Source organism: Streptococcus timonensis, from assembly GCF_900095845.1.
Taxonomy (GTDB): Bacteria; Bacillota; Bacilli; order Lactobacillales; family Streptococcaceae; genus Streptococcus; species Streptococcus timonensis.
In genome coordinates this window covers 589,932-615,261 of the sequence record NZ_FMIX01000004.1, presented here as the reverse complement: position 1 = coordinate 615,261, position 25,330 = coordinate 589,932, and the positions used below count along the sequence as shown (strand labels likewise).

Sequence of the window (25,330 nt, the reverse complement as noted above, 5' to 3'; positions counted from 1 at the left end):
TATTTAAATCCTCTTTTCATATATTGTCTTCCCAGTAATTGCAAAATATAAATCTTCTATGGTATTTACTTTATAGTTAGAGAACAGATTATTATAGTCTCCACAACACTTGACATTACCATTATCTAAAATTATCAAATCACTCGTGAATAACTGCATATCCTCTAATTCATGACTAATAACAATGAATAATTTATCAAGATAATTTTGGGATAAGTACTGACTGAGTTCTTTTTTCTTTTCAAAATCCAACTCTGAAAATGGTTCATCCAAAATTACAATTTTCTTATTCATTACTAATGAAATGAATATTGATAGGGATTTACGCTGTCCACCTGATAAAGATTTCACCTTTTTCTTTAAAATATTAGCAATCTCAAGAAAATTATAGAGCTCCTGATCAAACCGATACGACGAGACCGAAGATTTAAAAAAATTGATTACTTCTGACACTTTCAAATTTTCTAGTATATTAAAATGCTGAGGTTGATAAGCTATTTCTCTATAAAATTGAACCTTTTTATTATAAGTAATACTGCCCGTATAGCTTATATGCCCTGCGATACAATCAATTAAAGTAGATTTTCCTGATCCGTTTTTTCCAAGTAAAAAATACCTCTTACCTTTTTCCAATTCTAGATTCACATCCCTTAAAGCAACTGTGTCTTTGTATGTTTTAACAACATTAGATATAACTAATTTTTCCATTTTTATCCCCTATTCTACTGCAAACGCGAAAACTGGCATTTGGGTATTCAAAGAATTCTTAGTCAGACCAAAAAATTCAACAAGTGTAATTCCCGCAAAAACTGTTCCTCTAGTTTCTTTTCGAGTAGCTAAAATTGATAACTGATGTCCAAGAAATCCGCTGATAAAGAGAATATCCTTGTAAAAAACTGTATCAAAGTTTTCCAAATTTTGAGTATTCCACAAGAAAAAGATAACAACCGTTGCATTGTGCATTTCTTCTTGTATATATAGCGAATCTTTAGTAATCAAACTTTCTGATATAATTTCTTCAACATTATTATTAATAATTTTATAAATTTTTTTCTCTCTAGAAATCATTGATTTATTATCTACGAAACAAAAGCTTACATCATCTTCACTCAAAGAAAATAGAGAAAGGTTTTGTTTGAAATGTTCATAATAATCCATTAGATCTTCTAAAGTAGATTTTGGAGCTACACTCTTAGAAAACTCTCTAAAAGATTCTCTTGAGTTTAAAGATCGTTCTCCAATATTTACATAATTATCTTCAAACAAGCATGATTGTAATAATCTTTTTTTATCAAGAGAAACTCTAGTTTCTTGTACAATTTTTTTAATCATTTTTTATCCCCACTGCATATCCAATACTTTCACTATTATTAGTCGTTGAAAAACATTTTAGCAATTGCTCCTCATCAAATTCAAATATAATATCTACCAAAACGTTACTTGAACTTGCTTTTTCAAAAATATAAGATAGAGCTACTCCAAGATTCAAGTTTGCAACTTTAAAAGCGAATTCATTGTATTTAGATGCAATAACAGATATATCACTTACAGGTACGATAATACACTTATACTGATGCGAATCATGTCGAAGAATTTCCTCCATACTCGGATTGTCCACTTTATCGTTAATTCTATAATAGGATTTATCTATATTTGAATAATAATAGATTCCTCTACCATACAGCTCATCATCATCATAATTTATGATATATAACAATGTTGAATTTAGAGCGCCACCAGTTGGACTAAATTTTTTATTACTATTTTCTTTAAAATCAGTAATACTCTTTATAAGGTTATCAATGTTAGAAGATTTAAATTTTTGTTCAACAGGCAACTTCTCCCAAAAACTTGAAGTATTATTGTTAAATGTTAGCTTTAAATTAGAATCTTTATAGTGAACCAAATGATTATTTTTATTAAGATATTTAGTTGCAAGAAATTTACAAGAATCTTCATATTCAGCTACAATTTTATTTACACCAGTAAAATTCTTAAAATAAGGAATTTTCGTAGTACTACTTAGTTCTCCATTAGCATCAATAATATAAAATCGATCTACGGGAATTGTTTGGCTACATTCCATAAAAAAACTAATAATCATAGATGCTATTTGACTACACCAATTCAATTCATTAATAAAACTGTTACTATCAATGTCTGGCATATACATTGACGGTTTTACTGCCTTATCAAAAAAAACTGGACCAACTTGTAAATAGTCTCGTTGAATTCCAAAATAAATCACTTCATTATTTTGGTAGTAATTTTCAATAATTGTAGTATTGTTAATACATAAAATCAATGTATCATCATCTATTTCATTGGCTGAATCTATAATCTTAAAGCCTACCTCCGTAAGCAGGGCAGCTAATCGGGAAACAAGTTTTTGAAAGTGAGATGAAATAAAAATATTTCTTTTTTCTAAAGAGACTTTATAATCAGCTAGGGAACGATAATTCTTATGATGAGACAAAGAAGTCAGCAGATTTTTATCATTTAAACTCAACCTTTCATACTCTACATAATCTACTAGACATGATTTTATATACAAAATCTGTAGAAATTTGAATACAACATCTTCAGATAAAGACGTTTTTTCTATAATTTCAAAAACAGTATGTTTCTTTCGGATTAAGGGTATAATCTTTGAAACAACTTCATATGTTTTCTTACCATTAAGTTTAAATGGCCCATCAACAGAACCATAAAAAATATAACCAGAATCTTCAAAAATAGAAATAGTTGGCAACAAGAACGGATATTTGGGGAACTTTACCATAGGATCATTAAAAAAGCTTATCATAAGAACTCCATTTCGTCGAATAATTTATCAATTTGGTTATAATCATTAAAATCACAATTAGGACACTTGGTATATCCTATCTGATAACTTGTAAAAAAAGTATTCATATCAAAAGAATATACTAAGATGTTTTGACATAATTTGTTGTTTGATTTTATAATATATGAGAAAAGACTTCTCATAAAATTATAAATAGTTATTTTTCTAACCATTACTGGATTGAAATTAGTTTGAGAAAAAATACAATCATACATCGGACTAACACCAATAAATTCTTTCATTCTACCAAGCATACATTTCCCACAAACTTCCCCTTTATGATAAGACTGCTTTAATATTCCGCCTACGTAAAATTTACTAGAGTCTATAAAAATCGGAATGATAATCCCAGTACTATAAATACTTTGATTTTCAAAAAAATTTAATGGCATACCATCAAAAACAAGAAACAATATGTCACTATCATAATAGTTTTTTTCAATTTTATAAGCTTCATACAAAACGGTATCACCTTGATTAGTAAACACTTTCTGTGCTTCATTATAAAATTCATTAAGTACAGTACTGATTCCCGAAACGATAATTTTCATAAATGATTGCTCTCACTTTCTACTACGAAAAGGGTAGGGGCATTAAGTTCAGTTTTTCAAATTCATAATGACCCAACTTCTCTATTGAATACTCTTTTATGCGTTTATGACGTAAAAATCTACTTCTATGAACAAATGAAATCGGTTGTAGAGATGGAATATTTACTTTAACAGCTTTTATGCCCCTCTCTCTACATTCACGATTTGTTAAGTCTGTAACATAAATACTTCTATTTTTCAACAGACCTTTGATATATTTTAGTTCTTCACCCTCATTCTCAAATATATTATCGAACTTTTCATCAAAAACAATTTCTTGAGCTGTATTAAAAAAGTTAAAATAATCCTGATTTTTTTGATGAGCCATATATAAGCCACCTTGCTCCACAGAGACAAAATCATTATAATTCTGATTAATAATATCTGGGAAAAATTTACTAGATTCAACCATACTATAGATTACTGAAATTAATTCCTTTTTTAGTTTTTTTAATGCTTCCATCGGATTAATATGAGTAGCAAACATCAACACTGTAGAAATATTTTGATTATGATAACTCTTGGCTTTTAAGCAAAATGTATATATTCCGTCAATCGTTGAGACATCATATAACTCTGTATTTCCCAAAAACTCATTATCAAAAACATTAAAATCTAATCCATATGGCTTATTGGTTATTCTTTTCCCAGGATACTGCAATAACCATGTTAAAGCAATCGCATCCCTTTCAATCACTTCATAAATTCCATTCAAAATAGCAAGTGTATAAGTATCATGTACGGACATACCAGTTGATATAGGATTGGTAATGCCCTCCCCATTAAATAGGCGATTTGTGTATAAACAAACGAATTCTAATGGGATATATTTCCGACTTTTACTTTGTATCTCAATAGATTGTACCCATCGCAATAGCTTCTTAGAGCTAAATTCATTATTAATGGAAGCTGGCTCGCTTATTTTTGAAATAGTAGGAAATTCATCCATATCTGCTGCCAAATCACCTAGAGACTCTGCATCAGATACAAGACAACGACTGGTATTTATACTATTCGCTATACGTTCAATAGCTTCCATCTCTGAAAGAAAGATCCCTCTGTCTTTATCATTAAATGGACTTGTTCCAGCCCCTGACATAGAGGAAGGAAGCTCAGGATATCCTTTTGTTGACACTCTACTTAAAAATAGTCTCACATCACCTTTAATTCCTCTAGGTGAAATCAATTCTTTATTTTGAATATTAATACCTTCCATATTTTACTCCCTGGTGTTCATTTAAAATTTCCTCAAAAAGATTTACTTCATCAACAATTGTGTACCCTAATTTATTAAAAGTCATATGACAAATTTTAAATAGTAATGATCTGTTGATACTTTCATAATCTAAATTATTCCGGATAGCCTCAGCTTCCTTAATCCAATATTGATTCAGTATTTCAAAATAATCCAAATCTCCACAATCCTCATTGAAATTTGAAACAACTGAGTGAAATTTTCTTATAAAGAAAGAACCTTTCCAAAAATCTATATATTTTTCTAAAAAATATAATGTATCATCTGCTAAAATTTCAGAAACAAAATTAAAAATCGCTATTTTAATAAAGTTAAAAGACGGTTTATATATATTTTTTTCAATAATATCTCTAGACAAGATGGCAGAATACTCCTCATAAGTATCTAGCTTTTCTCCTAAAATATTGTATTCAGGATCATATAACTTTTCTAAAATAATGTACTCATTAAAATCCTTTGACAAATCATTGAAAATCACATTTTTCTTATTTTTATTTTCTAAAAAGATTCTCAAACGAACATGAAATCCTTCCATATCCATATAATAAATAAAAAACTTTTTTATTGATTTATATTTATCATTTGAAATAGTTTTGAAAAAATTTATTGCTTCTATACCATAAATATGAAAACTGTACCACATACTAATAACCTTCTATTAACCAAGCTACATATTCTGTTGTCTTACTTTCAAAACTATTGGGAAGAGCTACATGTAAGTCGTAATCCCTCTTATCTAGAATAGTTTTTAAAATAGTTAAAGAGTTTGAAGAATCAAGTGAAAACCAAACTGGTTTGTTATTCCTAAAAGAAGATTTTTCCGTTAAAAAAAATTCTTTTGGTAGTTTATTCTCCTCAAAAAAATTATGAATAAATAGATAAAATTCAAAATTTGTTTTATTACTAATATTTTGAAAATAGTTTCTAGATAAAACCTTCTTCTTCCTCTTTTCATCATTACTTTTTTTCATTCTTTCATAGTTCACTTTATACGGGTGAATAATTTCTAGCAATAAACGTTTAGTTCCAAAAAATAAATGATAAGGAACCGCACCAGTATAAATAAGATTAATAGGCTTACCTTTAAATAAAAATTGTAATCTATTATCATCAATATTAAAACTTAAATATTTAATATCATATGGCCAATAAAGCTTCGGAAAATTAGAAAAACTTTCACGAAGGTTATTTGAACTTTCAGAATCTATCACTAATTCATACACCTCTGCTTCATTATTGAACAACTTTTGAATATTCTCATGATACTTTTGAAAAATATCAAAGTTATAAGATTTTAAGTATGACAATTCTCTTGAAAGAACCCCTAATCCTATATTTAAATTATTTTCTAAAATCATCCCATCATTGGTTTTTTGAAAAAAAACTAATAGACTTTTTTTTACACCAGAATAGGTAATACTAGGTTTTGTGTGAGTAATTAGTTCTTTAAAGTGATCATTTATATAGTTTAACAGTTCTAATACATTTGTATTTCCAAACTTACTTGATACTTGAACCATACAAGTTGTGTAGAGCTTTGATAAAGTATTTTCCTCAATAAAATCCTTAAAACATTCAACTTCTATATTGAATTCTTTGTCGACACTACCTAATGAATAAGAATTATGGTAAATAAGGGGGACGCGAGTTATAAAATCTTTAAATCTTTTTTTTATTGATCTATTGTCAATAAAATTAAGTACCTCATGAAACTCTTTTTTTATCATCTGCTCCATATCAGGATTGACTTCGCCTCTCAAATAATTAAGCAGATTTTTTTTATCACTAAACATTTTATCGTTATACAATAGGGTTAGCAGATTTTGAGGATTCTTCAAATAATAATTAAAGTCTATATAAATTAACTCAGATGAAACTAAAAAATCAAAGTCAAAAAAAGGACTATCTTTTAACATATCTTCAATATATTCACCATAAACTGAGTCATTATTATTAAACATAATTTTAAATAACCCTATTAAGGAGTTATGGTATGCTCTATCTTCCCTTTTTAATATCCATGGTTTGTGCTGACTAGATAGAAAATATTTCTCGTGTAAAATAAACATCTTACCTCTATCCTCAATCAATGGACCGAATCTATATCTTAATTTATACTTTGTACTATCTATATTAGATAGAGCAAATAATAATATTGTAATGTAAATATTATTATTATTAAAACTATCAATTTTGTCTAAACCATCTCCCTCAAATACAGTTGTACCGAAATAAGATAGAGGGCTACATTTAACTGTTGCTCTTTGAATATAGTTATACAAGCTTTTCTCTTTTCTTATGCTTAATGTCGCCTTCTCTCTCTTATTTTTATTTAATTCTTCAAAAAAATCTCTATTCGTGTAATTTAAGGCTCTAACAAATAAGGGATCATTCATAAAAAAATCATAATTATTTATTCTTTTTTGAAAAATTTCCTCTAGCTGATTCGTTAAAGAAACAAGTTTTTCTTTATAAATTTCTCTTTTTCTGATTAAAGTATCTATCTCTTTAAATGAGCTAAAATTTTGCTTAATTTTTTTATTTTGTCGTATACTTCTCTTCAACTTCATCAGCTTCTTCAAAGCAATCTTATTATTAATTTCATAAAATGATTGCATTTCAACATTCAAAACGGTTAATAGTTCATTTGTTATGGAATCCAATTTGTTTTCAATTTTTTTTATTTTTTTAAAATAGTCAGTGTCAATATCTATAAGCTTTTCCTTATCACTATTATTAAATAATGATTCTCTTTTAAAATACAATAACATCACCCTCCTTTAATTATATATGTATATGCCATCCAAAATAAACTGAAATAAATATAAATAAAAAAAAATGTTGTAGCACCACCATATAATAAATATATGACATTCGTCTTAGTTATCTTTGTAATCTTTTCGAATGAAGGGTGGAAAAAGAAATCTTTTGTGTAATTAAGCGCTTTACTTCTAAAATTACGTCTTTTAAAGTATGATATTAAAAATAAATGAAAATCTGTTGGCAATAAAATATTATAGTTCCAAAATGCTAAACCAAATTGAAAAAAAAGTACGTAATAGAAATAAACATTCTTTGATATCAAGCAAATAAAATAATAAATTATTAATAGTAATAAATCTGCAACATTTCCAGCTAAAGCGATATTAGCTCTAACTCTATCCTTGCCTGTTGGCAAAATTTTTACAAAAGCAATTGGAAAAATGTAATATTTAAACTTAAAACCTATTTTTTTTACCTCAATCCCTTGTAACCTTGCAACAATAATATGAAAGTTTTCATGTATCAAATATATACCAGTATAAAATATCCCTAATATATATATATACCCAATCCCCTCCACTTTGAGATTATTTATATCTGCTAATGGAAATTTCATAACTGTTAATGCTAAAACGCTAAGGAAAATCATAAACATTGATATAAGCAAATAAAAAACGGTATTACTGGATAAATTACAATTAGGGTAAAGGTTATTAGTCCAACTTAACTTTGCAATGGGAATATTCATATTTTCTTCTATATAATATCCAATTTTTTTCAAAGGTTGTAAAAAAATTCCTTGCTCTTCAAGTTTTCTTAACCCGCTTAAATTAATATTATCAACATAGTATCCTGTACCCTTATTTTTATTGATAAAAAACAACTGATTTTCTCCTAAATCCTCTATTTTAAAATTTGGGTTTATTAACATTGATAGTCCTTACTTGATATTTAGTACAGTTAGCTACTGCCGGAGCTCAAATATTATACTTTCTTTAAGTTGCTACAAATTGATTTATTCTTAATTTACTGATAATTATTAAAAATACCAATACGTAGCTAGAATTTCAATTAATCATGATTTTATCACACAGTAATAATTTTCTCTCACTAGGAAAAACATATCACAAGTTTATGAATAACCATAAAGCAACTGTCCCTATTGTAACATGTACTTCTGAATTTTGATTGGTATCCTTCATAAATCGATTCGGTTGTGAATAATTCACCTCTGATCTTACTATGCTTTAAATTACATATTAAGAAAATTGTTCATTTTATAGCAAAATTACAAGAATAAGTTCCATATTCACTTTAAAAAATCTATTAAAACTTAACATTCAATTTTGTAAACCAACATTTCCGTTGTCTGTAATTGTTATCATATAATGTCTTGTTCAAATACTCATAAGAGATATTGGATAAATCAGTTTTCTTTGAGAAATATTCTCTTAGTGAGCCATTTGTTGTTCAATTCTTCCTCTCTATCAAGATAAATAGGCGTCTGCAAAGAAATTGGTAAATTGGCGTTGTTTTATAGCATTCGGAATATTCGTTGTTAATTCGCTTAATATTATGAAGTAAATCTTCTCTTTTGTGGTCAACAAAAACAGGAATTTCTCCTTGAAAATTTAAACCCATAGTATTAAGAGCATTTGAATACTCTTATACATTATTTGATATTTTAAATAAATTCTGTTTTTTCAATTAAAACCTCCCAAATTATAAATACCGTATTTTATTCTATAAAATGTACCTAAAATAAATTGATATTATGTAAATTTATCTCTGTATTTCATACTATGTACCTATAAAATCTTAAGTCTTTAGAATATTCTAAAGACTTAAGTGTACACTTAAGCATTTTACCCACCAACAATTATGATAATATCCATCACCAAAACCAAAATCGTCAAAAATTTTGAAATTTTCTTCATACTCGGACTTCCTTTCCGTTTTTATTTATTGTACAATAAATAAAAACGGATTTAATTTTTGTTGGGAAAATGGGAAATTATGAAATCAAAACTTGGCATCACACTTAGAAAAGTTCGTAAAGGAAAACAAATTAGTCTATGCTCTGTAGCAGATGAACATCTTTCAAAATCTCAAATATCTAGATTCGAACGTGGGGAATCAGAGATATCTTGTATTCGACTTATCAATATTTTAGACAAATTACACATTACTTTAGATGAGTTTCTTGTTTTACATAATGAAGATTATACTAATGCTGAATTATTCGCTAATTTGGTTCAATATATTCGTAAGCAATATTCATCACATAACATCAAAAATATAGCTGCTCTACTTTCTGACTCATCACTTTACACTTTAAATTCTTTCGAGAAAACAATGATAAAATCCATTCTACATACAATGGATTCCAGCATTATTCCATCAAATAAAGAATTACTTCAATTGACAGATTATCTCTTTAAAGTTGAAAAATGGGGTTACTATGAAATCACTTTATTAGGTAACTGTGTACGAACAATAAACTACAACTCCTACTTCCTATTAACAAAGGAAATGTTGAACAATTACATCTACTCTTCATTGAATAAAACAAATAAGCGAATTGTCACTCAATTGGCCATTAATTGTCTAATTCTGAGCGTAGATAAGGAAGAATTTTCAAACTGTACTTGTCTAATCACCGAAATAAAAGCATTATTAGATAATGAATTAAACTTTTATGAACAGACAGTTTTTCTCTATGCAACTGGTTACTTTGAATTTAAGCGTCATTCAGATAGCGGAATTGAAAAAATGAAACAGGCCATACAAGTCCTTGATATTTTAGGAGAAGACAAGTTAAAATTACACTATACTAGCCATTTCTATAAACTGGTAAACAAAAAATAGATGAAATGATTCTCTACCATTTATAGTTGCTTAGTTTCAAACGGGCATGTCATAATAAAGCTATGGCATATGGTACAGATTTTAAACAACGAGCATTAGATTACATCAAAGAGGGACACAGCCATGTCGAGGCAGCCAAAGTTTTTGATGTTGGCGTCAGAACTCTCTTCACTTGGGAAAAAAAATTACGTGAACAAGAACACTTAGAGCGGAAAAAGCGAGTCGTCAAAAAGCGAAAGATTCCTTTAGAGGAATTGAAAGCCTTTGTAGAGGCTCATCCAGACGCTTTTTTACTGGAAATTGCAGCACATTTTGATTGTGCTATTCCTTCAGTATGGGCAGCTTTAAAGCAGATTAAGGTCACTTTAAAAAAAGACGACTAGCTTTAAGAAACAAAATCCAGAGAAAGTCGCTGAATTTCTTGATATTTTGGATAACCTAAAAGACTTACCAATCGTATATATTGACGAAACGGGAATCAATCTCTACTTCTATCGTCCTTATGCACGGGCTCCTAGAGGGGAGAAAGTCTATGAAAAGATTAGCGGACGGCGTTTTGAGCGGACTTCAATTGTTGAAGGACAAGTAGACGGAGAGTTTATAGCTCCCATGGTTTACAAGGAAAGCATGACGAGTGACTTCTTTGTGAAGTGGTTCAAAACGCAACTCCTGCCTGCTTTGAAGACATCTCATGTTATTGTCATGGACAATGCTAGTTTTCATCCCAAGAACATTTTGGATGAACTTTGCATTCAAGATAAACACTTTTTCTTACCTCTACCACCTTATTCACCAGATTTGAAGCCTACTGAGCAAGCTTGGGCTATCTTGAAAAAGAAAGTGACGGATTTATTAAGGGAAGTTCCAAATTTTTTTGAATGCTTGGAGCGCTTTTTTTAAACTAAATGACTATATCATGGAAAGCACCTCCTTAACTATCAGTTTAGCCCATAAAAAAAGAAACCCAAATACAGAATCGTATTTGAATTTCTGGCTTAATTATATTGGACCGATTTGATCCTCTCTTTTTATAACTTTTCATCAATCCACTATAGCTTACAAAGAGCTCATTTTATTAAAGAACTTTTTATTATACTTTATAAAGTGGTTTTGACTCTAAGCTATCTTTAAAATAATATGTTAAACTTAAAAATTATTTATAATGACCAACTTGTTCCACCGTTACAGAAAGATTCGCTGGTACTTTCTCTGTAACATCTGTTATTGCATCTTTTAAAGAAAAAGATGTTAATTGATCTAATGAAGTTATATTCTTAACAATTTTATCAGTTTCTGTTAAAAAATGTTTTATCATATACATATCTAGACTATCCAAAACAGCTTCATTATATTCTTCTTTATATTCAAATTCGTAAAATAAATCTAAATGAAGATTACGTAATAAGATAGCTTCATGTTTACCTTCTACAAAAACATCTAATAATAGAACTCTTTTTAATATATTCTCCTTATTAAACCCTATTTTTATAGAAAGGTTAACTTCTTGGCTCTCTGAAATTGTCTCACCAGAATTATACTCGTCTATCTCAAATGTATTATACTCTAATGTATTAATTTTACAACCATTATCTATTACTATATATTTCATCTTTAAGTTCCCAATGTATATCTAGAGCTTCTATCTGTTTTTTCACTTCCACATTTTTATTATTCGTAAAAGTAAGACTATTATTAAAGTTATTGTATTCTTTTAAACGCTTACAGCGACTTTTTATGTTATTTTTGTAGTATTGCGTACAATAATCATTCAAATTCAAATGTAAATCCATTGAAGGAATTTTATTTGAAATTTTCGAAAAATCATTAATTTCCACTTTTGGAAAAATTTTATTAGCAATTTTTCCAATACTATAATTATTAGATTTCGAAAAGAAACTATGAATTGAAATTTCACCATCTATTACTTTGTAAAGATTAGTAAGGTTAGGTTCAGTAATTAAAATTTCTTTAATATCTACCAAATGATTATCTTTCAACAAAGTCCTATCTTGCATGACATAAATCGTGTAAATCTTATCTAAGTGAGATACAATACCAAAGATCGGTTCATTTATTGCTAGTAAAGGCATTTTTATATCATTTTGCTCTACAATATTCATAATTTTATCAAAATTATTTATATTTTGCTTTATCATATTATTTTTCCTCCACTCATTTTTTATTCAAACGGAAATGGTATAAATTTTTCACTTAATGTTTTTAGTAAATTCACCATACTATCCTTTTCATTGTTCTTCAATACAAAATTATAGTGAAAAGTACTTGGTGTAGTATATTTTTTTTTAAAGTCACGTTCCATCATTCCGAATCCTTGATCTAAATCACCAACAAAGTAATCGTCTATACCATCAACAAACTTATCATTTATACTGTGTTTTATACAATCCATTTGTTCTTTTACTTCGCAAACACTCGAGGGCTCTTCTAATTTAATAAATGAAGTAGCAAATTGACCAATATTTTCATAAGTAACAATTTCGAATTGCGTAGGAGTAAATGTAAAATCAAAGCTCCTCTGAATATCATTTGGAATTAAAGGAATTAGAATGTCAGGTACTTTTCTTCTATTACCATTAATTATTTGTTTTACTATTGATTCCAGATTTGTCGGAAGGAAATACACCTCCTTGTTTTTATTCAAATCTGGAACAAATCGTTGTGAATCTTTTTCAAATTTTGCAAGTTCCGATTCAAATGAAAATGAATTATCCTTTTGAGTATCTTCATCATAGTTAAAATTTGTATATCGCAACCTGTCAAAATTTGATTTTGGACTAGCATATCTTACAAGAAGAACTTCGGATTCTTTTTGCAAGTCTATGTTACTTCTGTTTAATTCAACTTCTCCTTGATATCCATTAAAGAAATATAATTCATCTTGGTTCTCTCTTTTTTTACAAAATTTATCATAAAATTCTTGCATTTTCTCTTTACTCTAAAATTATTCAAAAATAATAATATGTTTAATCATACCCATATATTTCTTAAAATGGGTAATCAATTTTAGATATAGTCATTTCTAGCTAAAACTATAAACTATACTATACCATTCTATCAAATATTTGTTATTATTTCAATTTTTTATGATAGTTCAATAGGTAATTTTTTCAATTCAAGACAAAAAAATCATTATACAAATCAAACTGTTAAAGATGAATTTATGGTATACTAGTGATAATAAATTGTTATCGGTAGGAGAATTGAATAGAGAATGGATAAAGTTAATCCTGATGTAGTCAGAGAGTTTTACAATAAACATGATCAAATGTGGGAAATAAATAATTGGTATAAATACAGTCAAAACTCTATTATCTCATTTTTGCAAAAACAACACTATACTGGAAATATTTTAAATGCAGGTTCAGGTGGAAATACTTATGGTATCACATCGCCAATGATACACTTGGATATTTCTGAGGAAAAGGTTAAAGATATAGAAGATGCAGTTATTGGAAACTTAGAATCCTCTAATCTTCTTCAGACAAATAATTTTGACTCTATTATTTGTGTTGGCAGTGTAATTAATTATTGCAATTCTTATAAAGTTATAGAAAATTTTCAAAAATGGCTTAAGGAAGACGGAGATTTAATTCTTGAATTTGAAAATAGTAGTTCTTTCGAATATCTTTTCACTGATTATTATGATAAACCTATGTCAATTGTTTCAACAAATTACATTGACTCCAATCATGTTATATATATTTTCTCCTTCGATTATATTATTTCCCTTTTGAAGCTAAACAATTTTGAAATTATTGAAATTGCTGGTTTTCATATCTTGAGTTCGCTAGCTCTAAGATTTTTCAATTCTGAAAACTTTGCGAGTAAATTTACATTTCTAGATAAATTTTTAAATAAAATCCATTATTTTAAAAAACATTCTGCTAACATCATTATAAGATGTAAAACAACTAGCACTAAAGTTTAAATGCTAGTTGTTTATTATTATTATTTTTTCTTATTTAAGTTAGTGAAAATGCTACCTATTACTGGAATTGCCATTGTACCAGCAATGATAGAAGCAATTATTTCACCTTTATCAGTTATATTGTTAAAAGCAAAATGTACAGTAATTAGACTTAATATTACTCCTAAAGATAAAGATATAACAGCTGTCACCAAATATACATATATTCCATTTAATATATAACTCAAATTATTTGATTTAGTTATTGGAGTAGGTCCAGTTGTTTCCTTAAAGACTTTATAACCCTCATCTAAAATCTGGATGGGGTCAGAAATTGTATCGATACTTTTTTCTAATTTTTTATAAGTTGATCTTAATTCATTTTGATATTCTGAAAAGTCATTTTTGGATAATAGTTTCTGATACCATTGGAAGTAATAGTCAAAAAATATAGACTTTATTATGCCTCCGTATATTGTTTTAGAAAGTGATTTGATATTATCTGTTGATTTAATCATAATGTACGCCTCAAATCCTGGTATATCAGTCATACCTAAGCTGGGTGTTTTAAACGGGGCATCAATTTTTTTATATCCTTCAAGATCTAGGATTATTTGAAACATTTTGCTTTCAGAATCAGTTCCTTGGCCATTCTTATCATTGTTGATATCAGTGGCCCAATAATTAATGGAGTAATTTTTTTCATTACTGAAATATTGTCCGAGCAGATTTAGACAAGAAAGATATACGACATTTTTTCGATATGATTTTTCGACTGCAATATATTCTAATATCATTGTTTTTGTGCGACTAAGAAAACTAGTCATTGTCATCCCAATAAGTTTTTCATTACAGTATATTTTAAAAATATTTATTCTAAACTCTTCGATAGGATTGTCAACCCAATAAATAAAGTCATTTGGGTCAGTCTTAATAGTAACTGGAGTAACATTATCATAGATTTTTAATGCTTTTAAAAAATCATCATCATCGCCTTTATTAACTAGTTCTATAGAATAACTTTCTCTCATAAATTTTCTCTCTCCTACCGATAACAATTTATTATCACTATACAAAGCACTCAAATAGGTTTATAATAGCATGATTAATGATAAAGGAGATTTTTATGGATTATAAACTTATTTCTACTTACTTAGATTTTTGCAAAACTCATAAGCGTTTGAGTTCACACACGATTCGCGCTTATAAGAATGATCTTATGCAATTTTATAACTCAGACTATGATAATATCGAAGCCTATATAGAACAGTTGACACGATCTAACATAAAAACGAATACATTAAGAAGAAAAATTGCTTGTATGAAGGTGTTTTATAACTATCTAAAATACCAGAACATAATTGAAGAGAATCCCTTCAATCAATTGCGCTTTCAATTTAGAACTGAAAAAGTATTGCCTAAAACGATTCCGTATGACATTTTGAAAAGCATTTTTATATATTTAGAACAGAAAGTAATTGTATCTAAAACTGACTATCAAAAACAACACGCTGAAAGAAATCTACTAATTATTTCACTTTTACTTTCAACAGGCATCAGAATTTCTGAACTTTGCCACATTCATCTCAAAGACATTAATCTTTCCAATAAGACACTCCAGATTATAGGAAAGGGTAAGAAAGAACGTATCCTATTTTTAGGAGATCAAAAAACATTCAATTTATTAGAAACATATATAAATAAAACAAGGAATGAATCCAATGATTTCTTGTTTCCAGGGAAACATTCACTTAAACCATTGTCAGAGCAAAGTGTACGTTTATTAATAAAGAGAATCGTTGAACAAAATAACTTTTCTAGAACTATTACACCGCATATGTTTAGACATAGCTTTGCGACAATGCTTCTAGATAGTGATGTAGATATTCGATATATTCAACAAATTCTTGGACATAGTTCTATATCAATCACACAAATCTATACTCACGTATCTCATTCAAAACAAAAAGAAATACTTAGTTCTTTTAATCCCATATCAGTAATTCATTCTGAAATCGAGTAAGAGACATCTCCAAAGTCTACAGTTCACTTCATCTTAAATTAATTTTTGTAGTTCGACTGTAGTTAATAGATTTTATACTCAACAAAAGCAAAAAACATATAAAACTTCACTTTGAATCAGCATTTATACTATATTCCGTATTAAGAACTCCATTTTTTCAGACTGTCTTTAAAACATTCCTCAAAGATAAAGAGAAGATTGTCAGTGCCCTTCAACTACCCTATTCAAACGCCAAATTAGAAGCGACCAATAATCTCATCAAACTTATCAAATGAAATACCTTTGGATTTCGGAACTTTGAAAACTTAAAAAAGATTTTTATCGCTCTGAACATCAAAAAAGAAAGGACGAAACGTGTCCTTTCTCGATCTTAGCTTTTCTTCAACCCACTACAGTTGACAAAGAGCCAGAATTTAGATTAATAACTATCAAAAAAATATTTGGACTACAAATTAGACAAAGAATTTCTTCTTTTTAACTAACTTAACCTAAAAATTTATCATTTTTAGTTCAAAACAGTTGTAAGAAATATCTATAATCAAATACAAAGAGAATACGATTCCATAAAACTCTCAAGTAAAAACTGACCTATCCATAACATTCTAGCTAAACTTCTTCTTGGTTTGGTAAGTTTTTCATCTGGTAAACTAGATAGACTGCTATAAGTAGTAAAATTATAAGAGCAAAAGCAACAACTTTCAGACCAGCACTTGTTGCAAGAAATACGAGAGCAAGGGATAGGACAGCTGGGATAAGCAAGTTGATAACATTGATGGATGATTGAACTGATCCCATTAACTCCTCAGGAATGATTCCAAAAATCATGGCTTGCAAGCGAGGACTCAAGACTCCTGCCGAGAGAGCATCCCCTGCACTTCCGAGTAAAATAAGTAAAAAACTTCCACGTAGAAAACCTATAACAATGAGAAATTCCATCAATAGACTCCAATAAATATTCAGGCGAATAGAAATTTTTTTAGATAAGAATCCACTCAGAAGTCCACCTAAAATAACATGGAGAAGGCTTATCATTATCAAAATTGCTAGGCTTTGCCCTGTTGACAAACCCATGAACGGATGTTTAATCAGTAGGATCGCACTGACAGGCTCTACCATCATCAAAACAGCTTGACTAATAGACAAAATCCAAAGCAAGACCATGACATCTTCCATAGTCATCAATAATTTCATTGACCCTTTCAAATGCTGGAAAAAGCTACTCATTCCTACATAAGGAGGAACTTCGATTTTTTCTTCCTCTTTTTTCAAGCGGTTTCGGATAAGGAGACTTCCCAGAAAAGCAAATAAAAAGGTTAAAACATTTACAAAAGCTAGAGTAGAAATACTAAACAGTCCTAAAAAGACTCCTCCGCTGAGATTACCTATCAAACGTACAATGGAACTCGTGGACTGCCTAAAACCCATAGCCTCCGTCATATCATCGTTTATTAGCCGTATGTAAATCGGTGTCAACATGTACCCTGCAAGAAAACCAATCGTATCTGAAATTAAGTTCATGCTGCAAATAAAGAAAACAGAAAAGAGAGAGAAGTCGGTACTTGTCAGGAGCAAAGCCACTCCAGAATAGAGGAGGACTTTGATAAAGAGGATAGAAATATACTTGCTAATTCGGTTTTTTTGAAAATCAGCTATAACCCCAGTAAAAAGCTGCAAGACCTGTGGAATGGTTTCTGACAGACTAATCAAAAATATAGCTAAGGGAGCAAAGACATAAGAAGAGACATAATTGATAAAAGCTAAGTAAAAAATAGTGTCTCCAAAACTTGAAACCCACTCATTCACTGTTAGCTGACGAAAAGCCCTATTTTTAAGAAAAATATGCATATTAGTCTCCTTTACTTAATTCAAATGGAAATGTATAACCGAGTAAAACCCAATAAATACCTATACTTCCCACACCAAAGTCAAAATAACTATTCATTCCATCTTCTCCTTGAAATAGCAATAGTCCATTATCCTTACGATAAGAACGGGTCAATAAAATTCTTTTTATCAATTGTTCAACCTTTTGATTTTTATTGTATACTGCTGTTTGCAATAAACTACTTAAACCATGACAAAAAGTAGTTCCCATAGTTTCATATTGTTGTAGCATTTCAAGTTGTGATTTATAGATTACATCAGAGTATCTCTCTTTATCAATCAAACAAAGATATAATATTAATCCTGAGATTCCTTCACACCAAGAAAGACCTAAATTATCTAATTTAGAAAAACTTGAAAGCTTTTCTTCTAGCAATTCAGATATTTCATCAGAAAATTTTTGTAGTTTATTTTGATAACGAATATCTCCAAAAATATCAGTATATACTGTTAATACATAGGCAATACCTGAGCAACCATGTGCAAAATTATAAAAATATATACCTTCTTTCTTATCAGAATCTAATAAAACATATAAATCATTTATCCTTATTTTGATAAATTCTCCTAAATCTTTATCATTGAAAATAGTATAATACTTCATTAAGCTGAGTAAGATACCAGACTTTCCTATAGCAAAATCAAAGTTACTAATATTGTCATAAATTTTCATTAAATTATCAACTATTCTCTTGCTTATATCTATTAAGTATATTTCCTTTGTTTTTTCATACCTATCTAATATTCCAAATAGTAATCCTGCCTCACCAAATAATAGAGAGGAACCATGTAAATAACTACTTGCCTCATAATTTTCTAAATTTGTAATCCATTCTTTAACAGTATCTCCATCTTCCACAACATAAAATTTATTCATAAAAAATAAAAACCCTCCAAAGCCATGTTGAAAAGATGCAGGACTTACGAATTCACCAAACTCATTTGATGGAAACAAACGACCGAGTTTATCCATAGATTTAGTGATTAAATATGATTTTATATTCAAGGCTTCTTCTTTAAAATTATATTTTTCAAAATAACTTAGAAAATCTGGAGTATTAAAAAGAGTGTCTCTTGGAAAATCCTGTAAATGTTTTATTTTTTTGATTTTTTCTCCTTGGCTCATCATTAATAAATCGTATAGCCAGTATTCTTGTTGTTTAGTGATCTTATTGTTTAAATTCGCTATTTTTATTAGATGACATATTTTTATAAAGACCGATAATCCTGTTTTTGGATCACCTTTTGAAAAAGATAAAAAATCACCAGTTAACAAAAAAAATCCGATTAGTGCTAAACTAAAATAATCTTGCTGAACTGAACTGGTAGTTAAGTCGGTATCTGGATTAACCATCATTGGAGTTTTGATTCTTCTCACCTTATCCTCAATAGGAGTCAGTGCTTCCAAATCTATTAATATTACATCACCTTTTTTAGTGTATATAAAATTTGTAGGACCTATATCTACAAGTTTATATCCCAATTCATGAACATCATTTACTATGTCAACTATATTATTTAACGATTTTTCTCTAATATTTTCATTAGCTTCTGTTTCTTTAATAAATTCTTCAAAGTTTAACCCGTCAACCATTTCTTGAACAATAAAATAATCATCCACTATATAAAATTCATCAATTAAATTAGTAGTATAAGTTTTATTGACTAATTTTTTTAGCATGAAAGCCTCATTTTTTATATCATCAATAGCTGTCCATTCTCCTTCATCATCGTAATTCACAAAAGGTCTTGATTGTTTGATAATTACTTTTTGTCCGTCCGATCTTCTAATCGCCCGATAAACATTCCCTTTATTTGATCTCTTAATAATTTTTTCCATTTTATATTTATTTATAGTAGAGTCTTTGGTTGATATTTCACGTGCAGTTTGAAAATAATTCTTTTTTTCTTCTTCCGAAAACAAATCTTTTTTCCAACTAGGAAGACTAGGAAAATTTTGTCGTCTATCTTCAACATAATTATTGTTACTTTCATCTAACAATAAATAAATGACCTTTTTATTCTTTTCATCATAAGCTTGTTTTTTTAAAAAAGCCCCATATCTATAATGAACTGGAGAATGTAGTCCACATTGATAATCAGATAGTATTTTGGGGGCCTTAAATTCTGATAATTTACTAGTAAGATTAAAAATCATACTCTTAGCTTCAGATTCTGAATTAGGATATAGAGTTATAAACTTGTTAGCTGTAGGACTCATTTCTCTTGGGGAATTAATTTTTTTTAATTCCTTTAAATTTTTAACAACTTTAAAGCTACAATTATTTAGTTGGGATATTTTATACACAATCTTAAAAATATCTACAGCATCTTTTATTTGGGAGCTTATATGTATTTTCCATCCTTGTGCAGGAACATTATCTGATAAATAATAGTAATTCCAAATATCACCATGTTGAAAATTTTTATCACATTTTAAATATTCTTTCTCTAATAAATCCATAACAAACTCCTATTATTAAAAAAGGCTAGAGACACAGCACTAGCCTATTTTGTAAGTAAAGATACTTATTTTAAACAAAGTATAATTAATTACCTGTAATTAAACAAGTAAAAGAACAATATTTAGGGAGACCAGTAACAATAACTTCATCCTCTGGAAGAAGTTCCAATTCAAACAACATTTGTTCCATTTTCTTATCCTCCTGTTTTAAAAAAACTCCAGAAAGCATAGAGCAAGCTAGTGGTTCGTCTGACTAAACTTTTTTATCTAAATACCACCTTTAAATATAAAATTTAGATAACTTTTAGTTCCTCTAACTTTCTAAGTACATTTTAGCACTTGTTTTTTTGTGTGTCAATAGTTTTCTGAATATACTGTTTATTTTTATTTTTCCGATAGTTCTGAAAATTCAATAATAAGTTTTAAAATTTATAATTTTCCAAATAACAAAACGAAATTTATTAAAACCATTTTATATTTCAAATACGCAGATCACAGAAAAATATACGATGTTAAAGCCTACATTTTTGTGTGAAAATAATGCACCGTTCATAAAACACATAAATAATGAATATACCACTTGATAGAATTCAAAATCTAATAAGCACAAGAGAATTTAAATATGATTCTAAAATAATATAAATTAATTTGACTCATTTCTGAATAATAGCGACTTATCTATATCGATTTTTCTTGTGGGGTTCTTTTCCTTTGGAGAATTTCTCTTCTCAATAAATTTGAATCCGCATTTATACTATATTCCGTATTTAGAACTCCATAATTGTTTTTCTAAAATATAACTTTCAAGTATCCTTAAATATAATAAAAAGAGATGGGCAAAATCTCAATTCCTGAAGAAAACGCATAGTATCAAGTTTCAACACCTAATACTATGCGTTTTTTTGATTCTAAAGACTTTTCGACCACCTCAAACAACTAACAAAAGTTATAAGTAGATTATATTTTAAAATTTGTGTTCTAACTACCATTTCGATTAGTTAAATCTTTCAATCTTTCTTCTCCAGATTTAAGCATCTCTTTCTCGACTTGATTCCATTCTCCAAATAGTAAATCATGTAGAACGGTTGCTGCTGAAGTTTTGTCTTCTCTTGAATCATATACACAACTTCTATCTCGTTGGTAAATTTGAATTCTTTCAAAGATAGCTAGTTTTTCCAATTGTCTTGTATTATCAACTAGATGATTTACAATGAAATCATGATGTTCTTTTAGAGTTGCGCGTGCTTGATCTGAATTGATAGCGTACAGTTCTTCATAACGGATAAGGGTGCTCAGATGGCTTTGTCGCAATCAAAGCTAATTGTACTTCATCTCCCATACTTTTCAAGAGTTGTGCTGTTTCCTTTGGAACGTCAACGACCTTCAACTACCCTATTCTAACGCCAAATTGAAAGCGACTAATAATCTCATTAAACTCATCAAACGAAATGCCTTTGGTTTTCGAAACTTTGAAAACTTCAAAAAACGGATTTTTATCGCTCTGAACATCAAAAAAGAAAGAATGAAATGTGTCCTTTCTAGATCTTAGCTTTTCTTCAACCCACTACAGTTGACAAAGAGCCATAACATTTAGAAAAAAGAAATGCACCATTTTTGGTGCGTTACTTCTTGTTTTTCTAGCCTAAACTTTACTTCTAAAAAAGCCACCTTAAAGAGTAATTCCTTTTTCGGTGGCTTTTCAAAATACTATACATTAAAATACTCTTGTTTAATTTTTGTAAGCAGATTGTTAGCAACCGAAGTTACACCAACATGCATCAGTTCAGGATCAGAATAATCTAGATTACGAGCATAGCCTTCTGCAACAGTCTGAGCAATACGCTTATCCAATTTATAATTAGAGGCTTTTAATAGTGCTTGAAATAATTCTGAACTATATAGTTTAATATTATTTTCCAATGATACTACTGCCATTTTTGTAACTCCTCTCCTGTTTTTGATTGATAAACCTTCTCTATTTTCATTATATCACAAAAAGATTGGTTGTGGATGGATAATTGTTTAAAAGAATATGGTTTTCTAAACTCAGCAAGCATTTCTTCTTTTGTAATTTCATTCTGACGAAAACGAGCTAAAGCTTGGGTTGGATTGTCATCAGTCTGAACACCATAGATAAAATCAAAATGGTGTTGTAATTCATCTGGATTTTCCCGATTTTGAACGACAAATTCAGCAAAATCTAAATCTGACTCTGACTTTTTATGTTTTGCAAAATAGTGACAATGATAGTCAGGGTTCTTAAAAATTTCTATAAAATTTGAAATACGAAATTCTACTATAATTCCTACTTCTTCTTCTGAGTCAAAAATATTATTATTAGAGGTGCTTCGATTTAATACTTCAACTTGCTTGTTAATAAATTTTCTAGCTTGTTCAAAGTCAGGTGTGATATAGAAACCAGGTCCAAAGTCTAGCTCACTTCCTAAATTAAATTTAACATCGATTCCTTTTTTTAAGGATTCTAAATGTCTCAATAATGTAGCATGAAACCACTGCGTCTGACCTAGTTGCTTTTCCTGCTTGGTAGTCAACTCCAAAATATTTACTTCCTTCTCTAGTCTATACAAAAAGTATAACACAAGAATTTATTCCAGTAAAAGAAAATTTTATAAAACTATTCACTTCCTTCCGTCTTTCCTAAATCTCTCTAAATTCTTCTCCAATTGTTCCTTATGAAGTTGATTCTTAGCTTCCTTTAATGTGTCGTCCAAAGTTTCTTCTCTGTCAGTTAATTCTGTTTTTATTTGTTGTGATTCTTGATTTGGAGTGAAAATGATATCTAGCAGTCGGTCTATTTTTTCAAGATCTTGGACAGACATATCAGATAGTCTATGAATTAGCTTCTTAAATACATCACTATTGTCGTGATTTTTCTTAAAAAATGTTGTAAACATCTATAACCTCTCAAAAAAAAGCAGCCTATCAGGACTGCTTAGTCTAATTCGGAAATCGCATCATAAATGGACTGCAATTTCTTATTGTCTTTATTCTTAGTGTCAATCAAAGTATGTAGTTCTTCAATTTTCTTTTGACTGCTTTGAATATCACTATTGTTATCCGCAATAAGCCTTTTAAGATGTTGCTGATAACTTGTAGTGATATCTGTCTCTTTTCCTGTTCTAACCTCTGTAACTTTGGGTTTAGAACTAGAATTTGATTCCGTCACAGGTGCTTGTTTTCGCTTTTGAAAAGCTGCTTCATAATTTACATCATTACCTCCTTGATGATTTCCAAATAAGGCCGCAATTTTATCTGGATCTTCTTGATTTTCTGATTTGCTTTCTAATGGTTGATTAAAATTCCAATCTTTTGTCATTCACTCATTTCATCCTTTCTAAATTCAGAATCATCGAATTGTCTTTCTTTACCAAAGGCATGGTCAAGAGCTTCTTCAAAACTCATGTGACTAATGCTTTGACGCCTTTTGAACGTCGCAAACATCGCTGTCTCCAGTTGTTCTTTGTAAGCAGCGAGTTTTTCTGTCTCTCTTGCTACCTTACTTTCTTGCCTAGTGACCTTTTCTTCTAAGCGTTCAATAATGGTCATATACGATCCTCCTTCATTCTAATATTAGCTAAAACATCTTGATTTTGTTATCACAATTCTAAACATTGAGAGGTTTGTCTTACTGGTGGATTTCCAAATGTCTCTTTTGCATTCTCGATCATCAATTGTAAATCTGATTTCTTTTCTCGAAGAATATCGTTCCAGTCTACTTTTTCTTTCCCAGATTCATTATCAGGTAAATCCAGTAAAACAGGCAATCCAGCTTGAGATAACTTATCAGAAAAATCTTTACCTGCATCATCACAATCTACTGCCAGTGTCAATAAATCAGGATGATTATCAAAATAGCTGGTTGTATCACGAATTGTATTGATTAAAGGCAATAACTTTGAAGGTATTACTGTATCTAAAAATTCCAACTTCTGATTTTCTTCAGCTATCAGTCGTAAAGTTTGATAAGCGACAACAGACCTTTTTAATCCCTCCATAGATACCAAACGAACATCAGATAGATTTTGTTGATGAAGTTCGTAATAGCTCATCAAATCGACGAACGATTCACAAAAGACCAGTCTATTTGGTTTACCAATATCAAAGGATATTCCAATATATCCATGGCTTCCTTTTAGAATCGTTTTCAGCCTCTCTCTAGGAAGAGAGTGATTCTTATAAATCCCCTGTAAGCTTGCTGCCTGCAGTTTGTGACGATGATCAAAACTTTTAAAAACAATAACAGGTTCAACAGTTTCATTTGTTTTCCAACTGGCTTGTGCTATCAAACCTTGTTGAATCATCCTTTGTACGATTTCTTCTGAAATTCCTCTACATTCTGTTAAGTAATATCTGGCCAGACTACAGTTAGAATCTTCTATTCTCTTTAAAGGATAATAAAATGGTCTCTCTCTTTTTTCTTGAACAGCTTCTTTTTGAAAAGGTTCTTCAGAAAGAAAGGCTAGAGCTTCTTTAAAGGAAATTCCCTGAACAAGTCGAACAAAATCAATGACATCACCTTGAATATCTCTTGAAAACCATTTAAAAGTATTGGTAGTTGAAAAAATCCGAAATGAATCGTGTTCAGGATGTTCATAGACACTGCTCGAAACTTGTTTAAAGGTGATACCTAAACGATTGGCTACATCAAGAATTGAAATTTGCTTACATTCTTCTATTTCCATGCAATAT

Annotated in this window: 24 protein-coding genes and 5 pseudogenes; 6 read left to right on the top strand and 23 right to left on the bottom strand. The window is 29.2% G+C overall.

The features are described from left to right. Nucleotides 1-3: 3 nt before the first annotated feature. The 10 genes and pseudogenes from BQ2679_RS06550 to BQ2679_RS10735 form a co-directional block, all read right to left on the bottom strand. The gene (locus BQ2679_RS06550) at nt 4-708 is read right to left on the bottom strand and encodes an ATP-binding cassette domain-containing protein (protein ID WP_075567436.1); all 705 of its coding nucleotides are present in this window, start codon (nt 706-708) and stop codon (nt 4-6) included. A gap of 9 nt (nt 709-717) precedes the next feature. Then, nucleotides 718-1,332, bottom strand: a complete 615-nt coding sequence (locus tag BQ2679_RS06545) for a hypothetical protein (protein ID WP_075567435.1) — start codon at nt 1,330-1,332, stop codon at nt 718-720. Further along, nucleotides 1,325-2,806, bottom strand: a complete 1,482-nt coding sequence (locus BQ2679_RS06540; RefSeq protein ID WP_075567434.1) for a nitroreductase family protein — start codon at nt 2,804-2,806, stop codon at nt 1,325-1,327. Before BQ2679_RS06540 ends, BQ2679_RS06545 begins: the two co-directional genes overlap by 8 nt. Next, nucleotides 2,803-3,396, bottom strand: a complete 594-nt coding sequence (locus tag BQ2679_RS06535; protein WP_075567433.1) for a hypothetical protein — start codon at nt 3,394-3,396, stop codon at nt 2,803-2,805. The genes BQ2679_RS06540 and BQ2679_RS06535 overlap by 4 nt, the downstream gene beginning before the upstream one ends. 22 nt (nt 3,397-3,418) lie before the next feature. Continuing rightward, on the bottom strand, nt 3,419-4,651 hold the full coding sequence (locus tag BQ2679_RS06530; RefSeq protein WP_083237587.1) for a YcaO-like family protein: 1,233 nt from the start codon (nt 4,649-4,651) through the stop codon (nt 3,419-3,421). Further along, nucleotides 4,638-5,333 carry a lantibiotic dehydratase C-terminal domain-containing protein gene (locus tag BQ2679_RS06525; RefSeq protein ID WP_075567432.1) on the bottom strand — a complete coding sequence of 232 codons (696 nt, stop codon included), beginning with the start codon at nt 5,331-5,333 and terminating at the stop codon, nt 4,638-4,640. The genes BQ2679_RS06530 and BQ2679_RS06525 overlap by 14 nt, the downstream gene beginning before the upstream one ends. Nucleotide 5,334: 1 nt before the next feature. After that, nucleotides 5,335-7,461, bottom strand: coding sequence for a hypothetical protein (locus tag BQ2679_RS06520; RefSeq protein WP_075567431.1), 2,127 nt, complete (start codon nt 7,459-7,461; stop codon nt 5,335-5,337). Beyond that, nucleotides 7,461-8,384, bottom strand: coding sequence for a site-2 protease family protein (locus BQ2679_RS06515; protein ID WP_075567430.1), 924 nt, complete (start codon nt 8,382-8,384; stop codon nt 7,461-7,463). Before BQ2679_RS06515 ends, BQ2679_RS06520 begins: the two co-directional genes overlap by 1 nt. A gap of 395 nt (nt 8,385-8,779) precedes the next feature. Then, a pseudogene (locus tag BQ2679_RS11255) lies at nt 8,780-8,920 on the bottom strand (IS30 family transposase); the annotation flags it as partial. Between the two features lie 398 nt (nt 8,921-9,318). Continuing rightward, nucleotides 9,319-9,390, bottom strand: a complete 72-nt coding sequence (locus BQ2679_RS10735; RefSeq protein ID WP_142324081.1) for an SHP2/SHP3 family peptide pheromone — start codon at nt 9,388-9,390, stop codon at nt 9,319-9,321. Between the two features lie 79 nt (nt 9,391-9,469). Between BQ2679_RS10735 and BQ2679_RS06505 the strand changes: the two genes are divergently transcribed. Together BQ2679_RS06505 and BQ2679_RS11095 are read left to right on the top strand one after the other, a co-directional pair. Beyond that, a complete protein-coding gene (locus BQ2679_RS06505) occupies nt 9,470-10,321 on the top strand; it encodes a helix-turn-helix domain-containing protein (protein WP_075567429.1) in 852 nt (283 codons plus the stop codon). A gap of 62 nt (nt 10,322-10,383) precedes the next feature. Then, nucleotides 10,384-11,221, top strand: a pseudogene (locus BQ2679_RS11095) (IS630 family transposase). A gap of 253 nt (nt 11,222-11,474) precedes the next feature. Here BQ2679_RS11095 and BQ2679_RS06490 read toward each other — a convergent pair. The 3 genes from BQ2679_RS06490 to BQ2679_RS06480 are packed head-to-tail and all read right to left on the bottom strand — an operon-like array spanning nt 11,475 to nt 13,265. After that, nucleotides 11,475-11,930, bottom strand: coding sequence for a hypothetical protein (locus BQ2679_RS06490; RefSeq protein ID WP_075567426.1), 456 nt, complete (start codon nt 11,928-11,930; stop codon nt 11,475-11,477). Further along, on the bottom strand, nt 11,908-12,477 hold the full coding sequence (locus BQ2679_RS06485; protein ID WP_075567425.1) for a hypothetical protein: 570 nt from the start codon (nt 12,475-12,477) through the stop codon (nt 11,908-11,910). Before BQ2679_RS06485 ends, BQ2679_RS06490 begins: the two co-directional genes overlap by 23 nt. A 23-nt stretch (nt 12,478-12,500) precedes the next feature. Beyond that, nucleotides 12,501-13,265 (bottom strand): hypothetical protein, encoded by a 765-nt coding sequence (locus tag BQ2679_RS06480; RefSeq protein WP_075567424.1) that lies wholly within the window; start codon nt 13,263-13,265, stop codon nt 12,501-12,503. A gap of 288 nt (nt 13,266-13,553) precedes the next feature. Here BQ2679_RS06480 and BQ2679_RS06475 point away from each other — a divergent pair, with 288 nt between their 5' ends. Further along, on the top strand, nt 13,554-14,270 hold the full coding sequence (locus tag BQ2679_RS06475) for a hypothetical protein (RefSeq protein WP_075567423.1): 717 nt from the start codon (nt 13,554-13,556) through the stop codon (nt 14,268-14,270). 20 nt (nt 14,271-14,290) lie between these two features. On the opposite strand, the gene BQ2679_RS06470 is transcribed toward BQ2679_RS06475, so the two are convergent. After that, nucleotides 14,291-15,280 (bottom strand): hypothetical protein, encoded by a 990-nt coding sequence (locus BQ2679_RS06470; protein WP_075567422.1) that lies wholly within the window; start codon nt 15,278-15,280, stop codon nt 14,291-14,293. A 95-nt stretch (nt 15,281-15,375) separates the two neighbouring features. On the opposite strand from BQ2679_RS06470, the gene BQ2679_RS06465 reads away from it, so the two are divergent. Further along, the gene (locus BQ2679_RS06465; RefSeq protein ID WP_075567421.1) at nt 15,376-16,272 is read left to right on the top strand and encodes a tyrosine-type recombinase/integrase; all 897 of its coding nucleotides are present in this window, start codon (nt 15,376-15,378) and stop codon (nt 16,270-16,272) included. A gap of 65 nt (nt 16,273-16,337) precedes the next feature. Continuing rightward, nucleotides 16,338-16,646: pseudogene (locus tag BQ2679_RS06460) on the top strand (transposase). 232 nt (nt 16,647-16,878) lie between these two features. Here BQ2679_RS06460 and BQ2679_RS06455 read toward each other — a convergent pair. From BQ2679_RS06455 to BQ2679_RS06445, 3 genes and pseudogenes are all read right to left on the bottom strand, one after another. Continuing rightward, entirely contained in the window at nt 16,879-18,117 is a 1,239-nt protein-coding gene (locus BQ2679_RS06455) for an MFS transporter (protein WP_075567420.1), read from the bottom strand. 1 nt (nt 18,118) lies between these two features. Further along, nucleotides 18,119-20,620: a class III lanthionine synthetase LanKC N-terminal domain-containing protein gene (locus tag BQ2679_RS06450; RefSeq protein ID WP_083237586.1), complete on the bottom strand. Its 2,502-nt coding sequence runs from the start codon at nt 20,618-20,620 to the stop codon at nt 18,119-18,121. Nucleotides 20,621-21,598: 978 nt separating this feature from the next. Next, nucleotides 21,599-22,007: pseudogene (locus BQ2679_RS06445) on the bottom strand (zeta toxin family protein); the annotation flags it as partial. On the opposite strand from BQ2679_RS06445, the pseudogene BQ2679_RS06440 reads away from it, so the two are divergent. Continuing rightward, nucleotides 21,993-22,169 (top strand): annotated as a pseudogene (locus BQ2679_RS06440) (transposase); the annotation flags it as partial. The pseudogenes BQ2679_RS06445 and BQ2679_RS06440 overlap by 15 nt on opposite strands. A gap of 158 nt (nt 22,170-22,327) precedes the next feature. Here the strand turns inward: BQ2679_RS06440 and BQ2679_RS06435 are convergent. From BQ2679_RS06435 to BQ2679_RS06410, 6 genes are all read right to left on the bottom strand, one after another. Then, a complete protein-coding gene (locus tag BQ2679_RS06435) occupies nt 22,328-22,555 on the bottom strand; it encodes a hypothetical protein (RefSeq protein ID WP_000301903.1) in 228 nt (75 codons plus the stop codon). Next, nucleotides 22,546-23,178, bottom strand: coding sequence for a DUF3990 domain-containing protein (locus tag BQ2679_RS06430; RefSeq protein ID WP_000424174.1), 633 nt, complete (start codon nt 23,176-23,178; stop codon nt 22,546-22,548). Before BQ2679_RS06430 ends, BQ2679_RS06435 begins: the two co-directional genes overlap by 10 nt. Before the next feature lie 81 nt (nt 23,179-23,259). Next, nucleotides 23,260-23,535, bottom strand: a complete 276-nt coding sequence (locus BQ2679_RS06425; RefSeq protein ID WP_000495444.1) for a hypothetical protein — start codon at nt 23,533-23,535, stop codon at nt 23,260-23,262. Between the two features lie 38 nt (nt 23,536-23,573). Continuing rightward, on the bottom strand, nt 23,574-23,957 hold the full coding sequence (locus tag BQ2679_RS06420) for a DUF5945 family protein (protein ID WP_075567419.1): 384 nt from the start codon (nt 23,955-23,957) through the stop codon (nt 23,574-23,576). Further along, the gene (locus BQ2679_RS06415; RefSeq protein ID WP_000152419.1) at nt 23,954-24,187 is read right to left on the bottom strand and encodes a DUF5965 family protein; all 234 of its coding nucleotides are present in this window, start codon (nt 24,185-24,187) and stop codon (nt 23,954-23,956) included. Before BQ2679_RS06415 ends, BQ2679_RS06420 begins: the two co-directional genes overlap by 4 nt. A 50-nt stretch (nt 24,188-24,237) precedes the next feature. Further along, nucleotides 24,238-25,323: a toprim domain-containing protein gene (locus BQ2679_RS06410; protein WP_075567418.1), complete on the bottom strand. Its 1,086-nt coding sequence runs from the start codon at nt 25,321-25,323 to the stop codon at nt 24,238-24,240. Between the last annotated feature and the right edge of the window lie 7 nt (nt 25,324-25,330).